Here is an 18,121-nt window from a genome sequence, read left to right on the forward strand (position 1 = left end):
AACTCCTCCTAACCTTTTATCTCCATCTTCCTCTTCTTCCGTGCACCCCAGAAATAGATCGAGAGGCCCGTGAGTAGAAGGAGCCCTCCCGCGACTGGAAGATACCATTCGTTCACGCCAGTATTGGGGAGCTTTTTCCCCGAAGAAGGGTTGGCTGCCGGTACAACAGTATCGTCTTTCTTGTTTTCCTTTGGAGACGAGCCCGTTTTTCCCTCATCCTGTGTTTTTTCTGGTTCATTTGTTTTCTCTTCCTCTTCCGTTCCCGTTGGTGCGGAGTTGAACACAGCAAATGTGCTCAGGTGATCAGGTTGTACATTGAACCACCCATCGGCATAGTCCCCTCCGACATGGTCCCACTTTTCCGTATCTGAATTATAGAAGTAAACGGCGGTAGATGTGCTGTCCACCTCTTCTTCCTTGACGGCGAAGGACAGTTCTACGGCATCTTTCACATCATGAATGCTTTCCCCATCCTGTTTGATGGTAAAGTCGTACACGTTACTAAGAGCTTCCTTCATGCCTTCCATGCGCTGGATGGAGAATTCAGCTTCTTTTTTTGAGAACCCTTTCAATTCAGTCTTCATTTTCACTTGAGATGATTCCAAGTGAAGCGTCGCCTCTTTATTGACCATCACACTCATGCTTTCATCCGGGAAGACGATGGTAACCGAATCGTCCGGGATCTCGATGATGATATCTCCCCCTGCCTTCAGGTTGCTGATACTATCCATCTCGATCGTGCCTTTTCCATCTTTCCATACAGGCTTTAGGGTCACCTGGTCCAGCAGCTTTGGCGGATCCTCATCTTTGGCTTCTTTTTTGTACTGTATCGTCACTTTCTTTGACACCACTTTTTCATTCTGATCTTGTGCGCTGACAATGAGAACATTCTTCCCCTCTTTTAACGAAAGGACGAACTCGCCCGATTTGTTACCTTCAAGGGCTTGATCATTCAACTTCGCGTCGACTACCAAGGCGTTTCCTTCTCCATCCTTTGCCTCAGCCGTGACCGTCATTTCTGGCGTTGTGACAATCTGGCCATCTTCTACCCCTTTTATCGTGAGGGTCGGATCAGGCATGGCCGTCGGTGGTTCCGGCTCCAATGGTTTAGGGAATGAATAAAGCTTCCCCTCCCCCTTTAAGAATTTCTGATACGCGACGAGGGCCTGCAGGGCTTGCTCGGTCGCCATCCCGTTGGAATTGCCTGGACTGACATGCATAAATCCGCCATCCTCCGACTTGAAGCTCAGAAGGTGGGTGACGAGATTATTGGATCCTTTCGTGAATGCCTTTGACGTCGGATCAATCCCGTTCGACGTCAGGGCAATGATCACCTGGGAAGTGGCTTCACTTGAAGTCCCCCCGACAAATGGATCGTCGAATCCTCCGCTTGATTGCTGTTCTGCAGATAGAAATGAGAGCGCACCATCTACCGCTTTCTTCACATTCCCCTGGGATGTATAGGGTGCCAAGGCAATCAAGGCCATGGCCGTGATATCATAGCTCGGGCCCGACATGTATGCACTGAGGGACCAGCTTCCATCCTCATTCTGCTGCTTCAAAAGCTCATCAATCAGCTTTTGACGTGTCCACTTGGCATCTGATGGCACCTCGAACTGTTGGCTGTCCAACGCGATCAAGGCGAAGATCGGTCCGTTATTCCCTTGAAGGGTCATCGTGTCATTCCCTGGTGACACATCATGACTGTTGTAGATCTTTTCAATCAAGTCCGTCCCGTTGACAGACAATGGATCCAAACCGATGGCCGCCGCCGCAATCACGTGGCGTTCAATATCCGTAATCTTAGCGTATCTCGATGGGTTGATGACCTGGCTATCCACCGATTGACTGAAATGATTCTGAAAATAGGCATCCGGCACTGGATATCCCGCTGCCGCAAGTCCTATGGCTTCCCACTCACTACTTACTCCGTTGTCCAGAATGTGATTCGCAGCACCTTCAATGGTTTTATTGATCTCAGCCAGCGAAACATCCGTACTTGTCGCTGCCTCTGCGTGTCCAGACGGAATCCCCGCAACCGGCACACCCAAAAACAACACAACGCTCAATACACTTGCCAACATTGCTTGAAGTATTCTCACTCACATATCCTCCCGTGTCCCTTATCCCCTGTACTAGATAAATAATATGTATATAAAAAAGCCCTGCTCTTCCCGAAAGAAGAACAAGGCTTTGAAATCCACGTGCACATACTAACCCCATGCATACTGATCCACCTCGCTTCACCTTTTACCGGAAGGCTCCACCACTACACATACAGGCAGGTCTCCTGACTCATGATTCATCGCTCCCTTCCGCCTTCCCGGACTCTAACATCCAGTGGCATTTCCGAAAGATCGCTCATCACTTACAGTGGCCGGACCGCTCAGGATTCACACCTGATTCCCTTTTAATCAGCCCCAAACCTGAGGCTGAACCAATATGCACCTATGAAGTTATACTCCTCTCCATCTTAATGGAAACATTCGCTCAATTCAATATACTGTTAATTGGAGGAATATCAGGAAATGGGGAAGGATGTTGATGGGTGGCGGGGTTTGTCGGGGGTTGTACCATTGAAAATTATTTCACCAATCTTTTTCCATGATGATGAACCTATACTCCTCCCCTCTAATGTTGTTCTGAAATTCATCTTTTTGTACAAATCCCGCACGTTCATACACCCTGATGGCACGGGTATTAAAGTCCACCACAGCCAACTCCAGATGGTTATAACCGAGTTTCCTTCTTCCCTCTTCGATGATGGAATGGAAAAACCTCCTCCCCTCACCCTTCCCTGTCAGTGCCGGTTTCATCTGTATCCCAACTCCCATGATATCCTCCGTTTCATCTCCGACCTGGAAAAACTCACAGTTCCCTGCCAATCTCCCCTCCCGGTCAATGACCGAATAAAATCCTTCCCGATTACCGCTCTCAAGAAATCCGTTCACCTTCTCCTCTTGAATCGGATTATCATAGAACGAATAGTTGCCTTCATACCTCCACGTGATGAACTCTTGGATGTCTTGGTCTGTCCTTTTTCTTAACGTATAGCTCAAACGTATCACCCTTTCTTATACCTATAGTGTAAAGGCAAGCACACGCTCATTCTCCCTCGTAAACGACTACATAAAATATTAGAGGAAAAATAAAAAGCGTCCTCCGGTAAAAACCATCAGACGCTTCATAAAGACTATTCTCGTTTATAAACAATCCGTTCAATGCTTTTCAGGGAAAGATGGTAGGCAGCAGCAAGCTGCTCCTTCTTCCACCCACACTTAAACCTCTCACAGATTTCCTTATTTCTCTCATCCAGAGTCTTCCTGGCTCCGCTCTGCTCTCCCCAGGATCGCTCGCTGCCGCTTTTTCTCGGGATGTATACATACTCACCATCCACATAGCCCTGAATGATGGCAATCAATTCATCCGGTAAAACATCCTTTGCCCGCTTATGGCTCATTTTCGCCCCTGCTTCCTTATTAGAATTGGAATAAGAAAGGCAAAGACTGCTCATTTATCATTTCCATCTCCCGGCAGCCTTTGCTGCTAACGGGAGAATACTTTCAGGTTGGGGTATTTGGCCATGGTTGACCTCCTCACGTGTTTTTCTTTATACTACCATATCCCTTGACAGAGTTCCTGGTTTCGGTCAGCCTAACTCATTATTCACCAATATGTTCTGCGATAATATCTGCAATCTCAGAGATAAAAAGTGTACCATCTACAACCAGGTCGGAATTTGGTTTAACTGTATGTAACATAGCAAGATACCCTTGCCTTCCTCTTGAAATGTAGTGATCTAGATCCCCTAATATATCTTCAAATGAAGCATGTTTAAAATCTCTGCTTATTCTACGCGCCAACGCAAGATCTAACGGTGTATCAATAAACACGGTGAAATCAATCAGGTTGCTACTTTCATCATGTAGATATGCAAATGGAAAATCCAATATGATGGTATCCAACGGTTCAGTTTGCAACGATTGTATCTCACAAATAAGAGGTGTTAGATCCCACTCATTCGGATCGCAACCATTCTCAATCCATTCAATCATGTCTTCTGGACCTTTGAAGTCATAGTCATCGAAATGAAGCGCTATACTATTTCCTAGCCTCTCCTTTAAGCAAGAGGCTATTGTTGATTTTCCCCCGCCTGATACCGCAGCAATCGCAATTACTTTAGGGATCTTTCTTTTCATTAAATGCCTCCTTTTTCAACATTATATTTTAAAGTTGTAAGGGATCTAGAAGTTAAACTTACCACCCTCCATTACTGGGATTTCCCTTCCTTCTTTCACTCCCACTACCTCCATATCGTCAGTACCAAAGGTTACATTGACGGACAAGAGAGAAGTATTCAGACCCGCATCCTTTAATTCATGCTCAGATTTGTGAAGGCCATCTATGATCGTGGAGGGAGATGCATCCCCGATTCCAATATGACAGGCCGTATTTTCATCAAACAAGGTCTTGTAAAAGAGCGTATTAGCCTGAGCAAGAGGTGCTTTAGTCGAAACCAACGCAATTTCCCCTAGATAATGTGAGCCTTCATCCGTTTCGATGAGATGTTGCAACGCTTCTTGTCCATTCGCGGCATAATAGTCGGTAATTCGGCCTTCTGTAAAAATCAGATGAAAGTCTTCTATGATATTCCCACCATAGATAAGAGGTTTAGTCCCTACCAGTTTGCCATTCACCCTATTTTTGTGTGGAGCAGTAAATATTTCTTCTGTAGGGATGTTCGGAAAGAAAGGGATCCCTTGTTCATCTGTGACAGCCCCACCGATAAAAACATGATTTTTGGCTAGACCCACTACTAAATCAGTTCCACGTTTATTTGTAAAATGCAGCGCTTCAAATCGGCTCTCGTTCAGGAATTTTTTTCGAGACTCGAAGGCTCTGTGGTGTTCTCTCCAATCATCAATGGGACTCTCCCCGTCTGCCCTAGCTCCACTTACAATCAATTCCCATAATGATTGTAAAGCTTCTTCTTTACTCAGGTTGGGGAATACTTTGGCTGCCCAAGCAACGTACGGGACAGCTATAAGACACCACCGGACCTTGTGGGATCTGACTTTGCTGTAATAATCCTTCAATTTTGTACGTGACGCTTTTTGGAAACGATGAATCCTTTCAGCAGAAACGTCTTCAAAGACATTTTCAGAAATAATATGAATGTAAGCAGCCCCTTCATCATCCCATTCTTTAAAACGGGCAGCCTGCCAATCGGGAATGTGATCGATGAAACGATCTGCTGCATGTATGTAAAACTCTTTGGTAGACTGTTCATCCTTCCAATCAATCACTACATTCGAGGCACCTGCCTCGTAGGCTGCCGTTTGGATCAGACGAGCAAACCCAGCATGTTGGATATCACTATAAATAATCAATAACTGATCCTTTTGGAGATTCACACCGGCTCTTACAGCAAGTTCTGCGTACTTTTTCAATTGTGGGTCGCTTATAATCCCTTTAACCATTTACGATCTCCCCTATACTGTTCTGCATCGTTTTGCTAAAGACTCCTGACCTGCATGGCACCGATCTTGGCGTGCGTCAGCTCTTCGTAATCATTTCAATCTATAACGTTCAACACTTCTCTTACTAACCATTCTGCGATCTTGTCCCGATTGAGTTCATCTACTGTTATGATGTTTGCTTCTTGAAGATTGTTTATGATATTCATTTCAGGATGACGGTTTAAAGGAATCGTCCCAAGTACCACCTTGTTTCCTGAAAAAATGTCTTGAACGTTTTTCTTAAATGAATGAGAGAACATCTGCATATACCCGATCTCATCAATCACGATGATGTCCTTGGTACGAAGCGCCACTTGTAAAATATCTTCGGCAAACAGATCAAACTCCTTTACATTAACACCATACCTTCCAACCCTGGTTGCGCTGCGACTTTCTACGTTGGCAATATCTACACTTTCTCCATCCATCGATACACACCGGAAACCTATCCGATCATCGAAGTTGGTCACTTCTTCTGTATAGAAGCCTCCACAACGATCGACGCCGATTTCATGAATGATTTGTTTGATCAACGTTGATTTGCCTATTCTCGGCTTTCCCGAGAGTAAAAAAAATGTGGAATTCATATGTCCTCCTTCACCCGATATGTTGCTTAATATGGATGGATGGATGGATTGATTTTTTCTGTGTAATAAACCCCCATCACCACTTTTACATATTATTACATACAATAGAGCTCACCAATACCCTAGTAGCTCATCTTCAATATTTCTAATACGACCCAGGTATATTGAGGACTTGTTTCGGCAAGTCCTTTTTTGTATGTTTCAAGCCCTCATTCTTGGTGCATATTAGCAAGAGGGGGTGATAGAGTGAAGGATGAAAAGAACAAATCAGAAAACCGGTCTGCAGTGGATAAGGCAAGACAAGACCAACACGACCGGAACAATGAAAATGCCAAGGCCAGAGCCGAACTCGAACCACGTACCCCTCGCATCAATACGGATAATCTCTAAATACTAAAAAAAGCCACCCCTGAAAGAAACCGGGATGGCTTGTATCATTTATTTAGACAAAATAAAAACCACCAAATATGTATTTGGTGGAGACGGAGGGAGTCGAACCCTCGTCCAGAAATAACGGCACTTGTGCGTCTACGAGCGTAGTCGATATATTCGCGGTTTCGCTGCAGCTTATGCCTACCGACTGGCGTCCGTGCAGCTAGTCTGGTTAATCTCTTCCTTTGTCCTCAGACGGTGGACTCCGGCGTAGCCTACTAAGAGTGAGTCCCTTACCCTACCACATAGGCAATGGAGGGAGGAACAGCTAAAGCGCTATTACGCAGCTAGAGCTAGGTTATTGTTAGTTTTGCCAGTTATTATTGGCTTTGACGTTTTAACGTAGACGATCCCTACGGCTCGCAACCCAAGCTCGAACTATCCCTGTCGAATCCGTAACGTCCCCATATGAGGAAGAACGGGAAAGAATAAGTTCTCACTGGTTACTTATTCAATTGTTCTTATCGCAGTCAGTTTGCCCTGCGACACTATTTATTATAACAAACTGAGCGCCAAATGCAACTGGAAGGATCAGTAATTCCCTTTTTGCCTTTGGGCGAGCTCGCGCTGGATCGAGCGGTTGGCTTCCTTGCGCTTCAGATCTTCACGTTTGTCATATTTCTTCTTACCGCGTGCAAGGCCGATGAGGAGCTTGGCGACGCCGTTTTTGATGTACAGCTTCAACGGGACGAGTGAATATCCTGCTTCTTTTGTTTCACCGATGAGCTTATTGATCTGCCTGCGGTGCAGGAGGAGCTTCCTCGTACGGAGCGGATCATGATTGTACCGGTTTCCTTGCTCGTACGGTGATACGTGCATGTTGTAGACGTATACTTCTCCGTTTCGGATACGGGCGAAGGAATCCTTCAAGTTGACGCGGCCGCCGCGGATCGATTTGATTTCCGTCCCCTGGAGGACGATGCCTGCTTCGAAGGTCTCTTCGACAGCGAAGTCATGGCGGGCTTTTTTATTCTGGGCAATGAGCTTGCCTTCTCCCTTTGGCATGTGAATCCCTCTCTCTCTTTCTGTGGTGCCATTATCTCATAAATACACCTGTATGGGTAGGATGAAACAGGAGCACGGGAGGATTCCCATGCTCCTTATGCTTACTTTTTCTTTTTGCGTTTGCTTTTTGGAGCATTATCGAAGAACTTTTTGTTCTTCTTTTTCTTCTTATTATTCTTCGGCGGGCGTGTGGACCATTCGCCGCCTTCTTTTTTGTCTTTATCAGCAGGCTTTTTGCCTGGCTTGCTTGTCGGTTTGCCTTTACGTTCCGGTCGGAATGAGCGGGCTTTGTCGTCGCGGCGACGGGTCCCTTTCATGCCGACGATCTCGAAGTCAATGGCGCGTTCGTCCTTGTTGACGTTCACGACGCGGACGGTGATCTCGTCACCGATGCGGTAGACGTTTGCCGTACGCTCTCCGATCATGGCCAGCTGACGCTCGTCGAACCGGTAATAGTCGTCGGTCATGTAGCTCACGTGAACAAGACCCTCGATTGTATTCGGAAGCTCGACGAACAGTCCGAAGTTGGTAACGGAGCTGATGATCCCGTCGTACTCTTCCCCGACCTTGTCTTCCATGTACTCTGCTTTCTTCAGCTCATCCGTCTCACGCTCAGCATCGACGGCACGGCGTTCGCGGCTGGAGGTATGCTGGGCGATGTTCCCCATCTGTGCTCCCCATTTGTCGCGCGTCGCTTGGTCGACCTTTCCTTCAATCAAGTATGTCCTGATCAATCGGTGGACGATCAGATCCGGATAACGGCGGATCGGCGAGGTAAAGTGGGTATAGAACTCCGTTGCCAGCCCGAAGTGACCAAGGCTTTCCGGATCGTACTTCGCCTGTTGCATGGAGCGCAGCATCATCGTGGAGACGACCATCTCCTCCGCTTTCCCCTGGACATCATCGATGATTTCCTGGAGGGCACGAGGATGGATCGAGTTCGCCGAGCCTTTCACGATGAGTCCGAAGTTCGTGATGAACTCGAAGAAACGCATAAGCTTATCTTCCTTCGGATCTTCATGGATACGATAGATGAACGGTACTTCCATCCAGTGGAAGTGTTCTGCGACAGTTTCATTCGCTGCCAGCATGAATTCCTCGATGAGCTTTTCGGCAACGGAACGCTCGCGCATGACGACTTCCGTCGGCTCGCCTTCTTCGTTCACGAGCACCTTCGCTTCTTTGAAATCGAAGTCGATGGCACCGCGCTTCTCACGCTTCGTGCGAAGGATCTGAGCAAGTTTCTCCATGTCCTCAAACATCGGGACGAGTGGCTCGTACTTGCTTCTCAGCTCTTCATCTTTGTCCACAAGGATCTTGTTGACGTCTGAGTAGGTCATCCGCTCAGCAGTCTTGATCACACTCTGGAAGATCTCATGCTTCACGACTTCCCCGCTAGGTGTGATCTCCATATCACATGAAAGCGTCAGGCGGTCGACTTTCGGGTTCAGTGAACAGATACCGTTCGACAGTCGGTGAGGGATCATCGGGATAACCCGGTCCACGAGGTAGACGGATGTACCACGATCGAATGCTTCCTCATCGATCGGTGAGCTTTCTTTCACATAGTAGGTAACATCGGCGATATGTACGCCGAGCTTGTAGTTTCCGTTGTCGAGCTTCGTGACCGTGACGGCATCATCGAGGTCCTTTGCGTCGGCCCCGTCAATGGTGACGATCGTTTGATCGCGCAAATCGCGGCGGTTCTCAAGCTCGGATGGGTTGATTTCATCAGGCACTTGATTCGTCTGCTCCATGACTTCTTCAGGGAACTCGACGGTGATGCCATGCTTATGGATGATGGAAAGGATATCGACGCCCGGATCATTTTTATGACCGAGTATTTCAATGACTTCCCCTTCTGCGCTCTTGCGTCCTTCCGGATAAGCCGTCAGCTTCACGACGACCTTATGTCCTTCCGTCGCACCCTTCTGGGCGGATTTCGGGATGAAGATGTCACTTGCGAACTTCTTATCATCAGGGATGACAAAGCCGAAATGTTTGCTTTCGGTGAATGTCCCGACAATCTGATCGACACCGCGCTCGACGATGCGGACGATGGTCCCTTCGCGTCTTGAGCCCGATGAAGCAGCCGATACCCGTACGAGGACGATATCCCCGTGCATCGCATTGCTTGTTTCATTCGGCGGGATGAAGATATCATCCATCCCCTGCTCTTCCGGGATGACAAAGGCGAAGCCCTTGGCATGTGCCGATACTTTCCCTCTTACCAGATTCATTTTTTCAGGAAGACCGTAGCGGTTGCTTCTTGTACGCACCACCAATCCCTTCTCTTCCATGACGACAAGCGCCTTGACGAAATCCTTGAAGTTCCCTGACCCCTCGATTCCGAATGCTTCCTCCAGCTCTTGTACCGTCAATGGCTTGTAGGCTTCTTCCTTCATGTAAGAAAGGAGCTTATCCACATGCCCTTTAATATTTTCGTCCATGACATTCCCTCCTGATCGTGATTATACCGTCCAGTCCAGTTTCTCCAGGAAGTTGTACACATCCTCGTGAAGCTGCTCTTTCTCTTTATCGAGCGTAATGACGTGCCCAGACTCTTCGTACCATTTGATCTCTTTATCATCAGACTCAACGCTGTCATAGATGATATTCGCAGAATCCGTGTTGATCATATGGTCGTTCCGTGCCTGCACGACAAACGTCGGCGAGTAGATCATATCCACATTCCCACGCACATCGGCGATGAGCTCCTGAAGGGCCTTCAACGTATCCATCGGCGTCTTCTTGAACTCTTCCATTTCCTTTTCAATCTGGTCTTCGGGTTTTCCTTCATATTTTTTAAATTCACGGGCGTATTCCACTACCCCGTCATACATGACTTCTTCGCTTTTTATATACATTGGTGCACACATTGGGACAATACCCTTTACAGGTACAGTGTAACCTAATTTCAATGAAAATACCCCTCCGAGCGAGAGGCCCGCAACGGCGATTTCCTCATACCCAAGGCTCTTCAGATGCTCATACCCGTCCATGACATCCTTCCACCAGTCTTCAGGACCTGTATGCACCAATTCCTCCGGCGGAACACCATGTCCCTTATAGTGAGGCGCATGAGACGTATAGCCCTTCTTCTCGAGGAATCGTCCGAGCATACGCACATCCGATGAGTTACCAGTGAATCCGTGCAACAGAAGGACAGCACGTTTCCCCGCTTCAAATGTAAATGGTTTCGGCAAATTGGTTTTCATGGTTTGATAGCTCCTTTTCGATCTCTTTGATGTCTAGTGGCTTGATGTAGCCGTTCAGATTCTTCTCACTTCTATTTTTAGCAAATATCGGTGGGACAATCCACCATTTCGCATTGTTGTGGCGGTTTTGATGGCGGAGGGTTGTTCATAGTGTGAGGCCGGGTCATCCTGATCGGTGGCTCTACGCAGGTAGAGGCTATTTGCTACTTTAATCGAGTATTTGCGAATTTTTTGGAATCATAGCGATTCATAATGGTTTACCATGCATTTACCATCGCCATTCCCCTCTACTTTCCCCTTATGACATAATTCGACTTTTTTCGCACTTGATTTATGACCCATTTCTCTATCCCGAGACTCGACGATTCTGATCAAGGCGAATTTATTTGCGATAATCAAAAAAATACTTGCGGAATTTTCGACTTAATTTGCGAAAAAAAGCATTCTATTTGCGAACCGACATGGTACCCTCGTTCCAATTTGCACATCATCCCCGGAACCAGCGTTCATTCGGAGTTATTTGCAAATGCGTCCAAATACGGATGAATCACCCTAACCATCACCTGACGACCACTTACATCGCAAACCCACAAACGAGATTTGCACATCATCCCTTGAACCAGCGTTCACTCGCAGTAATTTGCGAAAACCACCCCATACGGATGAACCACCCCATACGGATGAACCACCCTAACCATCACCTGAACACCACTTACATCGCAAACCCACAAACGAGATTTGCACACCATCTCCGGAACCAGCATTCACGCACAGTTATTTGCGAAACCACCCCATAAGGATGAATCGCTCCGCCCAGCACAAAACGGACAAGTACAACCCCGATAAAACAAAAAACCTGACCCACAAACGAGATCAGGTTTTTTAACGTTCATTTAGATACGGACGATGGCAACCGTAAGAATGAAGAATAGTACGGCCAATACGATTGTGATACGGTGCAAAATCAAGTCGAGTCCGCGCGCTTTCTGTTTACCGAATAGCTGTTCCGCACCACCTGAGATGGCCCCTGAAAGTCCAGCACTCTTACCTGATTGAAGCAATACCATGACGATCATGGCGATCGATACGATGATAAGTAACGTGACTAAAATAGTATGCATGAGTCCCACCTCCTGATCCGAACATAACATTGTCTTCATTTTACCATACGGGGGCTGGGGCAACAAGAACATAATGAATATTCGCTTAGATGACGTCCATTAAAAAATCCCCGTCCGAGGACGGGGATTTCGGCAAACCGGCTATTAGCGGTTAACGTTGTAGAATGTTTTTGCTCCAAGGTATTGAGCAGTGTGAGCCAATTGATCTTCGATGCGAAGAAGTTGGTTGTATTTCGCCACACGGTCAGTACGTGAAGGAGCACCAGTTTTGATTTGACCAGCGTTAGTAGCAACCGCGATGTCAGCGATTGTGCTGTCTTCTGTTTCACCAGAACGGTGAGAGATAACAGCTGTGTAACCAGCGCGTTTAGCCATTTCGATAGCATCGAATGTTTCAGTAAGTGTACCGATTTGGTTCACTTTGATAAGGATTGAGTTAGAGATTCCTTGCTCGATCCCTTGAGAAAGTTTTGTTGTGTTTGTTACGAATAGGTCATCCCCAACGAGTTGGACTTTGTTACCGATGCGCTCAGTAAGAAGTTTGTGTCCTTCCCAGTCGTTTTCGTCAAGACCATCTTCGATTGAGATGATTGGGTATTTGTTAACCATTTCTTCGTACCAGTCAACCATTTCTTCAGAAGTACGTACAACGCCTTCTCCAGAAAGATGATATTTACCGTCTTCTTTGTTGTAGATCTCAGAAGAAGCTACGTCCATTGCAAGAAGTACTTCTTCGCCTGGTTTGTAACCGGCTTTTTCGATTGCTTCGATGATTGTAGAAAGAGCTTCTTCGTTGGATTTAAGGTTAGGAGCGAATCCGCCTTCGTCACCAACAGCGGTGTTGTAACCTTTGTCTTTAAGAACTGATTTCAGGCTGTGGAAGATCTCCGCACCCATTCGAAGAGCTTCTTTGAATGTAGGAGCTCCTACAGGCATAACCATGAATTCCTGGATGTCTACGTTGTTGTCAGCGTGCTCTCCACCATTGACGATGTTCATCATTGGTACTGGAAGTTGCTTCGCGTTGAATCCACCAAGGTATTGGTACAATTCTACTCCGAAGAAGTCAGCAGCTGCGCGTGCAACGGCCATAGATACACCAAGGATTGCGTTGGCGCCTAGTTTACCTTTGTTTTCAGTTCCATCAAGAGCGATCATTGCTTGGTCGATGGCAACTTGTTCTGTTACATCGTAACCGATGATTTCTTCAGCGATTTCGTTGTTCACGTTATCGACTGCTTTTTCTACACCTTTACCTAGGTAGCGGCCTTTGTCGCCGTCACGAAGTTCAACTGCTTCGTATTCACCAGTTGAAGCACCAGATGGAACAAGTGCGCGTCCGAAAGCTCCGGATTGAGTGTAAACTTCTACTTCGATTGTCGGGTTACCACGGGAGTCAAGGACTTCGCGTGCGTATACATCAGTAATGATTGGCATGAAAAAACTCTCCTTTTTATAGGTGATTTTAGTTTAAAAGCTCTTACCGTCCGGGTACCCCTGCAGGTCGGCACGCCGGCAGGTTTACTTCTTAATGAGGGATTTACCCGTCATTTCTTCCGGTTGATCGACGTTCAAGAGGTCAAGCATCGTTGGGGCAAGATCACCAAGGATCCCTCCGTCACGAAGTTCAAGGCCTTCTTTTGTCACGATGACCGGTACCGGGTTGGTCGTGTGGGCAGTCATTGGGTCGCCGTCTTCTGTGATTACTTCATCTGCATTCCCATGGTCCGCAGTGATGATGGCCGTGCCACCTTTTTCAGTGATCAAGTCGATGATTTTGCCAAGACATTCGTCCACGGTTTCGATCGCTTTGATCGTTGGTTCAAGCATTCCGGAGTGACCAACCATATCAGGGTTGGCGAAGTTCAGGATGATGGCATCCTGGCGATCTTCACGGATCTCTTCAAGAAGGGCGTCCGTCACTTCGTATGCGCTCATTTCAGGTTTCAAGTCGTATGTTGCCACTTTAGGTGAGTCGATGAGGATGCGCTTTTCCCCTTCGAATTCCGCTTCACGGCCGCCGCTCATGAAGAATGTCACGTGCGGGTATTTTTCCGTTTCAGCGATACGGAGCTGTTTCAAGCCGTTTTGGGCAAGAACTTCCCCTAGTGTATTATCAAGGTTCGTCGGTTTGAATGCCACATATCCGTCAACCGTTTCACTGAACTTCGTCAGGCAGACAAAGTGCAGGTTCTTAGGGAACTTGTCCCCGCGGTCGAATGAACGGAAGTCCTGATTGGCAAACGTATTCGAGATCTGGATAGCACGGTCGGGACGGAAGTTGTAGAAGATCACAGAATCGTCATCCTGGATCGTTGCAACCGGCTCGCCGCTTTCCTTTGTGATCACGGATGGGATGACGAATTCGTCATAGATTCCATTTTCGTATGAATCGTTCACCAATTCGATTGGATCCGTGTACGTAGGGCCTTCGCCGTATACCATGGCACGATAGGATTTCTCCACGCGCTCCCAGCGCTTATCGCGGTCCATTGAGTAATAGCGGCCAGAAATCGTCGCGAATTGACCGATACCGATTTCTTTCATTTTTGCTTGTGCATCTTCAATGTACTTCTTCGCGGTCTTAGGACCGACATCACGACCATCAAGGAACGCATGGACATAAACCTCTTCCATTCCTTCTTTGGCTGCTAGGCGAAGGAGGGCATACATATGCTCGATATGACTGTGAACCCCTCCATCGGATAGAAGACCGAAGATGTGAAGCTTCTTGTCGTGCTTTTTCGCGTGCTCGATGGCATCTTTGAAGGTTTCGTTCTTCTCGAACTCTCCTTCACGGATGGCAAGGTTCACGCGCGTGAGGCTTTGATACACGATGCGGCCGGCACCGATGTTCAAGTGACCCACTTCAGAGTTACCCATCTGACCGTCAGGCAGACCTACTGCTTCACCGCTTGCAGTCAGCTGATTGTGAGGGTATTGGTTCCAAAGGCGGTCGAAGTTCGGCTTGTTGGCCTGAGCAACCGCATTTCCTTCTTTCACATCACGGAAGGCGAAGCCGTCCAGGATGATGAGTGCTACTGGAGACTTACTCATGAGAGCTCGCCCCTTCTAGAAGCTGAAGGAAGCTTTGTGGTTCAAGGCTTGCGCCACCGACCAATGCACCATCGATATCAGGCTGTGCCATGTATTCTTTGATGTTGGCAGGTTTTACGCTTCCGCCGTACTGGATGCGGACTGCATCGGCAGCTTCTTGACCGAACTCAGAAGCCACAACTTGACGGATGTGGGCACATACTTCGTTCGCATCTTCAGCCGTTGAAGATTTACCGGTACCGATTGCCCAGATTGGCTCATAGGCGATGACGGTATTCTTCACTTGATCAGCAGAAAGTCCGGCAAGGGCCTTCTTCACTTGATCTCCGACTAGCTCATTTGTTTCGTTGTTCTCACGTTGTTCAAGTGTTTCACCGACACATACGATCGGAGTCAGGCTGTGTTTGAAGGCAGCGATCGTCTTCTTGTTCACAGACTCATCCGTTTCGTTGAACATTTCACGGCGTTCTGAGTGTCCAAGGATGACATATTTCACTCCAAGATCTTGAAGGGCTACAGGGCTGACTTCGCCTGTGAACGCTCCGTTTTCTTCGAAGTGCATGTTTTGGGCACCGATTTCTACTTTGTAGTTCTTCGTGCTGTTTACAAGGCTTTCAAGGAAAAGCGCTGGTGAACAGATCACGGATTCAACTACATCTGTATCAGGAACGAGTCCTTGTACTTCTTCGGTGAAAGATTTAGCTTCACCGAGTGTTTTGTTCATCTTCCAGTTACCTGCGATGATCGGTTTACGCATTCTACTCATCCTTTCGATTGTTTTCTAAACGCATTTAGAAACAGGGATTATTTATCGTTCAGAGCTGTGACTCCAGGAAGTTCTTTCCCTTCCATGAACTCGAGAGATGCTCCTCCGCCTGTAGAAATATGACTCATTTTATCAGCATATCCGAACTTCTCGACTGCTGCTGCAGAGTCTCCGCCACCGATTACAGAGTATGTATCTGTTGAATCGGCCAATGCCTCTGCTACGGCTTTCGTACCGTTGGCGAATGTATCCATTTCGAATACGCCCATTGGTCCGTTCCAGATGACAAGTTTAGAGCTCTTGATTGCATCGCTGAAGATTTCACGCGTTTTAGGACCGATATCCATTGCTTCCCAATCAGATGGGATGGAGTCGATGCCCACTTCCTGTGTATTCGCATCATTAGAGAAGTCATCCCCAACAACCACGTCTACCGGCATAAGGAAGTTCACGCCTTTGTCTTTCGCTTTTTGCATGAATTGTTTCGCTAGATCGATTTTGTCTTCTTCAAGAAGGGATTGACCGATTTCGTAGCCGTTTGCTTTTACGAATGTGTAAGCAAGTCCGCCTCCGATGATCAAGTTGTCCACTTTATCGAGAAGGTTGTCGATGACACCGATCTTATCTTTTACTTTCGCTCCACCAACGATGGCCGTGAAAGGACGTTCTGGGTTTGATAGTGCCTTACCAAGGACTTCAAGCTCTTTCTCCATAAGAAGACCTGCAACTGCCGGGATGTGCTCGGCGATCCCTGCTGTTGAAGCGTGGGCACGGTGAGCTGCACCGAATGCATCGTTCACATAAAGATCTGCAAGTGCTGCAAATTCTTTCGCAAGCTCAGGATCGTTTTTCGTTTCACCTGGGTAGAAACGAACGTTTTCAAGGACAAGGACGTCTCCGTCTTTCATCTCTGAAACTTTTGCCTGAACGGCTTCACCGTATGCTTCGTCTGCTTTGGCAACGTCTTTGCCAAGAAGCTCTGATAGACGGTTTGCAACAGGTGTCAAACGGAGTTCTTCTACCACTTCACCATTTGGACGTCCAAGATGGCTTGCAAGAAGGACTTTCGCTCCGCCTTCTACTAGATGTTTGATGGTAGGCAGTGCTGCCTGGATACGCGTTTCATCGGTGATCTTCCCGTCTGCCATCGGCACGTTGAAGTCTACGCGGCAAAATACGCGTTTCCCTTTCACATCGACGTCTTTGATCGATTTTTTGTTCATGGAAAAAGGCCTCCTTCAGTTATCAAATTCTACTCTTTTTTCAAGAAACTTGAAATCAGAATAGGAAAGGGGAGAGGGGAATGTTCCCCGCTCCCCTTCGACACATCTTCATTATAGATGGTGGGACAAAATATATCCATCCATCACCTAGATGTCAAAAACCAAACGCGTTTGAATTATAGTCCTTTTGAAGCTACGAAGCCTGCAAGGTCAACGACACGGTTAGAGTATCCGCTCTCGTTATCGTACCAAGAGATTACTTTTACCATGTTGTCTTCAAGAACCATAGTAGATAGAGCATCGATTGTTGAAGAAGCAGGGCTGCCATTGTAGTCAGTAGATACTAGTGGCTCGTCGCTGTAAGCAAGGATTCCTTTAAGATCACCTTCAGCTGCTTCTTTAAGAGCTGCGTTTACATCTTCAGCTGTTACGTTTTTGTCCAATTCTGCAACAAGGTCAACTAGTGACACGTTTGGAGTTGGAACGCGGACAGCTCCACCGTTCAATTTGCCTTTAAGTTCTGGAAGAACTAGAGATACCGCTTTAGCTGCACCAGTTGTAGTTGGGATCATGTTCTCAGCAGCTGCACGTGCACGACGGTAGTCTTTGTGTGGCAAATCAAGGATTTGCTGATCATTTGTGTAAGAGTGGATTGTAGTCATCATTCCACGTTTTACGCCGAATTTATCGTTAAGTACTTTTGCGAATGGAGCAAGGCAGTTAGTAGTACAAGATGCGTTAGAGATAACATCATGGCTAGCTGCGTCGTATTTGTCGTGGTTAACGCCCATTACGATTGTGATGTCTTCATCAGATGCAGGGGCAGAGATGATGACTTTTTTAGCGCCAGCTTCGATATGTTTCGCAGCATCTGCACGTTTTGTGAAGCGACCAGTAGATTCTACGACGATTTCAACGCCAAGGTCTCCCCATCCAAGTTGAGCTGGGTCACGCTCAGCCAATACTTTTACTTTTTTGCCGCCGACTACTAGGTAGTCACCGTCAACAGTAACTTCTTGGTCAAGTTTCCCGTGAACTGTGTCATATTGTAAAAGGTGTGCAAGCATGTTTGCATCAGTCAAGTCGTTGACTGCCACTACCTCTACATCGTTGCTTTTAAGTGCTGCACGGAATACGTTACGTCCGATACGTCCAAATCCGTTAATACCAATTTTTGTTGCCATGATTAATTT

At 47.1% G+C, this 18,121-nt stretch carries 16 protein-coding genes, 1 other RNA gene and 1 riboswitch; of the genes, 1 reads left to right on the forward strand and 16 read right to left on the reverse strand.

The window, feature by feature from the left end:
* Nucleotides 1–8: 8 nt before the first annotated feature.
* From D5E69_RS18525 to D5E69_RS18550, 6 genes are all read right to left on the reverse strand, one after another.
* Nucleotides 9–2,102 (reverse strand): LPXTG cell wall anchor domain-containing protein, encoded by a 2,094-nt coding sequence (locus D5E69_RS18525; protein ID WP_156185281.1) that lies wholly within the window; start codon nucleotides 2,100–2,102, stop codon nucleotides 9–11.
* 161 nt (nucleotides 2,103–2,263) lie between these two features.
* Nucleotides 2,264–2,457: riboswitch (cobalamin riboswitch) on the reverse strand.
* A gap of 131 nt (nucleotides 2,458–2,588) precedes the next feature.
* Nucleotides 2,589–3,068, reverse strand: coding sequence for a GNAT family N-acetyltransferase (locus D5E69_RS18530; protein WP_249931515.1), 480 nt, complete (start codon nucleotides 3,066–3,068; stop codon nucleotides 2,589–2,591).
* A gap of 125 nt (nucleotides 3,069–3,193) precedes the next feature.
* The gene (locus tag D5E69_RS18535) at nucleotides 3,194–3,460 is read right to left on the reverse strand and encodes a CD3324 family protein (RefSeq protein ID WP_159130025.1); all 267 of its coding nucleotides are present in this window, start codon (nucleotides 3,458–3,460) and stop codon (nucleotides 3,194–3,196) included.
* Between the two features lie 202 nt (nucleotides 3,461–3,662).
* Complete coding sequence (locus D5E69_RS18540; protein WP_159130026.1) at nucleotides 3,663–4,199, reverse strand: nucleoside/nucleotide kinase family protein; 537 nt, start codon at nucleotides 4,197–4,199, stop codon at nucleotides 3,663–3,665.
* A gap of 45 nt (nucleotides 4,200–4,244) precedes the next feature.
* A complete protein-coding gene (locus tag D5E69_RS18545) occupies nucleotides 4,245–5,480 on the reverse strand; it encodes an aminopeptidase (protein WP_159130027.1) in 1,236 nt (411 codons plus the stop codon).
* A gap of 95 nt (nucleotides 5,481–5,575) precedes the next feature.
* Nucleotides 5,576–6,106 (reverse strand): nucleoside-triphosphatase, encoded by a 531-nt coding sequence (locus tag D5E69_RS18550; RefSeq protein ID WP_159130028.1) that lies wholly within the window; start codon nucleotides 6,104–6,106, stop codon nucleotides 5,576–5,578.
* 246 nt (nucleotides 6,107–6,352) lie between these two features.
* Between D5E69_RS18550 and D5E69_RS18555 the strand changes: the two genes are divergently transcribed.
* Entirely contained in the window at nucleotides 6,353–6,496 is a 144-nt protein-coding gene (locus D5E69_RS18555; RefSeq protein ID WP_159130029.1) for a hypothetical protein, read from the forward strand.
* Between the two features lie 84 nt (nucleotides 6,497–6,580).
* Here the strand turns inward: D5E69_RS18555 and ssrA are convergent.
* The 10 genes from ssrA to gap form a co-directional block, all read right to left on the reverse strand.
* Nucleotides 6,581–6,944, reverse strand: a transfer-messenger RNA (tmRNA) gene (gene ssrA, locus D5E69_RS18560).
* A gap of 125 nt (nucleotides 6,945–7,069) precedes the next feature.
* Complete coding sequence (gene smpB, locus D5E69_RS18565; RefSeq protein WP_048006753.1) at nucleotides 7,070–7,543, reverse strand: SsrA-binding protein SmpB; 474 nt, start codon at nucleotides 7,541–7,543, stop codon at nucleotides 7,070–7,072.
* A gap of 101 nt (nucleotides 7,544–7,644) precedes the next feature.
* The gene (rnr, locus tag D5E69_RS18570; protein WP_048006752.1) at nucleotides 7,645–9,993 is read right to left on the reverse strand and encodes a ribonuclease R; all 2,349 of its coding nucleotides are present in this window, start codon (nucleotides 9,991–9,993) and stop codon (nucleotides 7,645–7,647) included.
* Nucleotides 9,994–10,014: 21 nt separating this feature from the next.
* Nucleotides 10,015–10,761: an alpha/beta hydrolase gene (locus D5E69_RS18575; protein WP_048006751.1), complete on the reverse strand. Its 747-nt coding sequence runs from the start codon at nucleotides 10,759–10,761 to the stop codon at nucleotides 10,015–10,017.
* Between the two features lie 893 nt (nucleotides 10,762–11,654).
* Complete coding sequence (gene secG / locus D5E69_RS18580) at nucleotides 11,655–11,882, reverse strand: preprotein translocase subunit SecG (protein WP_048006750.1); 228 nt, start codon at nucleotides 11,880–11,882, stop codon at nucleotides 11,655–11,657.
* 144 nt (nucleotides 11,883–12,026) lie between these two features.
* On the reverse strand, nucleotides 12,027–13,319 hold the full coding sequence (gene eno, locus D5E69_RS18585) for a phosphopyruvate hydratase (protein WP_048006749.1): 1,293 nt from the start codon (nucleotides 13,317–13,319) through the stop codon (nucleotides 12,027–12,029).
* A gap of 84 nt (nucleotides 13,320–13,403) precedes the next feature.
* Complete coding sequence (gpmI, locus tag D5E69_RS18590; protein WP_048006748.1) at nucleotides 13,404–14,939, reverse strand: 2,3-bisphosphoglycerate-independent phosphoglycerate mutase; 1,536 nt, start codon at nucleotides 14,937–14,939, stop codon at nucleotides 13,404–13,406.
* Complete coding sequence (tpiA, locus tag D5E69_RS18595; RefSeq protein ID WP_048006747.1) at nucleotides 14,932–15,696, reverse strand: triose-phosphate isomerase; 765 nt, start codon at nucleotides 15,694–15,696, stop codon at nucleotides 14,932–14,934. The genes gpmI and tpiA overlap by 8 nt, the downstream gene beginning before the upstream one ends.
* A gap of 47 nt (nucleotides 15,697–15,743) precedes the next feature.
* On the reverse strand, nucleotides 15,744–16,928 hold the full coding sequence (locus D5E69_RS18600) for a phosphoglycerate kinase (RefSeq protein WP_048015739.1): 1,185 nt from the start codon (nucleotides 16,926–16,928) through the stop codon (nucleotides 15,744–15,746).
* A gap of 176 nt (nucleotides 16,929–17,104) precedes the next feature.
* Nucleotides 17,105–18,112, reverse strand: a complete 1,008-nt coding sequence (gap, locus tag D5E69_RS18605) for a type I glyceraldehyde-3-phosphate dehydrogenase (RefSeq protein WP_048006745.1) — start codon at nucleotides 18,110–18,112, stop codon at nucleotides 17,105–17,107.
* Nucleotides 18,113–18,121 lie beyond the last annotated feature (9 nt).

It is taken from the genome of Rossellomorea marisflavi (assembly GCF_009806575.1).
Lineage (GTDB): Bacteria > Bacillota > Bacilli > Bacillales > Bacillaceae_B > Rossellomorea > Rossellomorea marisflavi_A.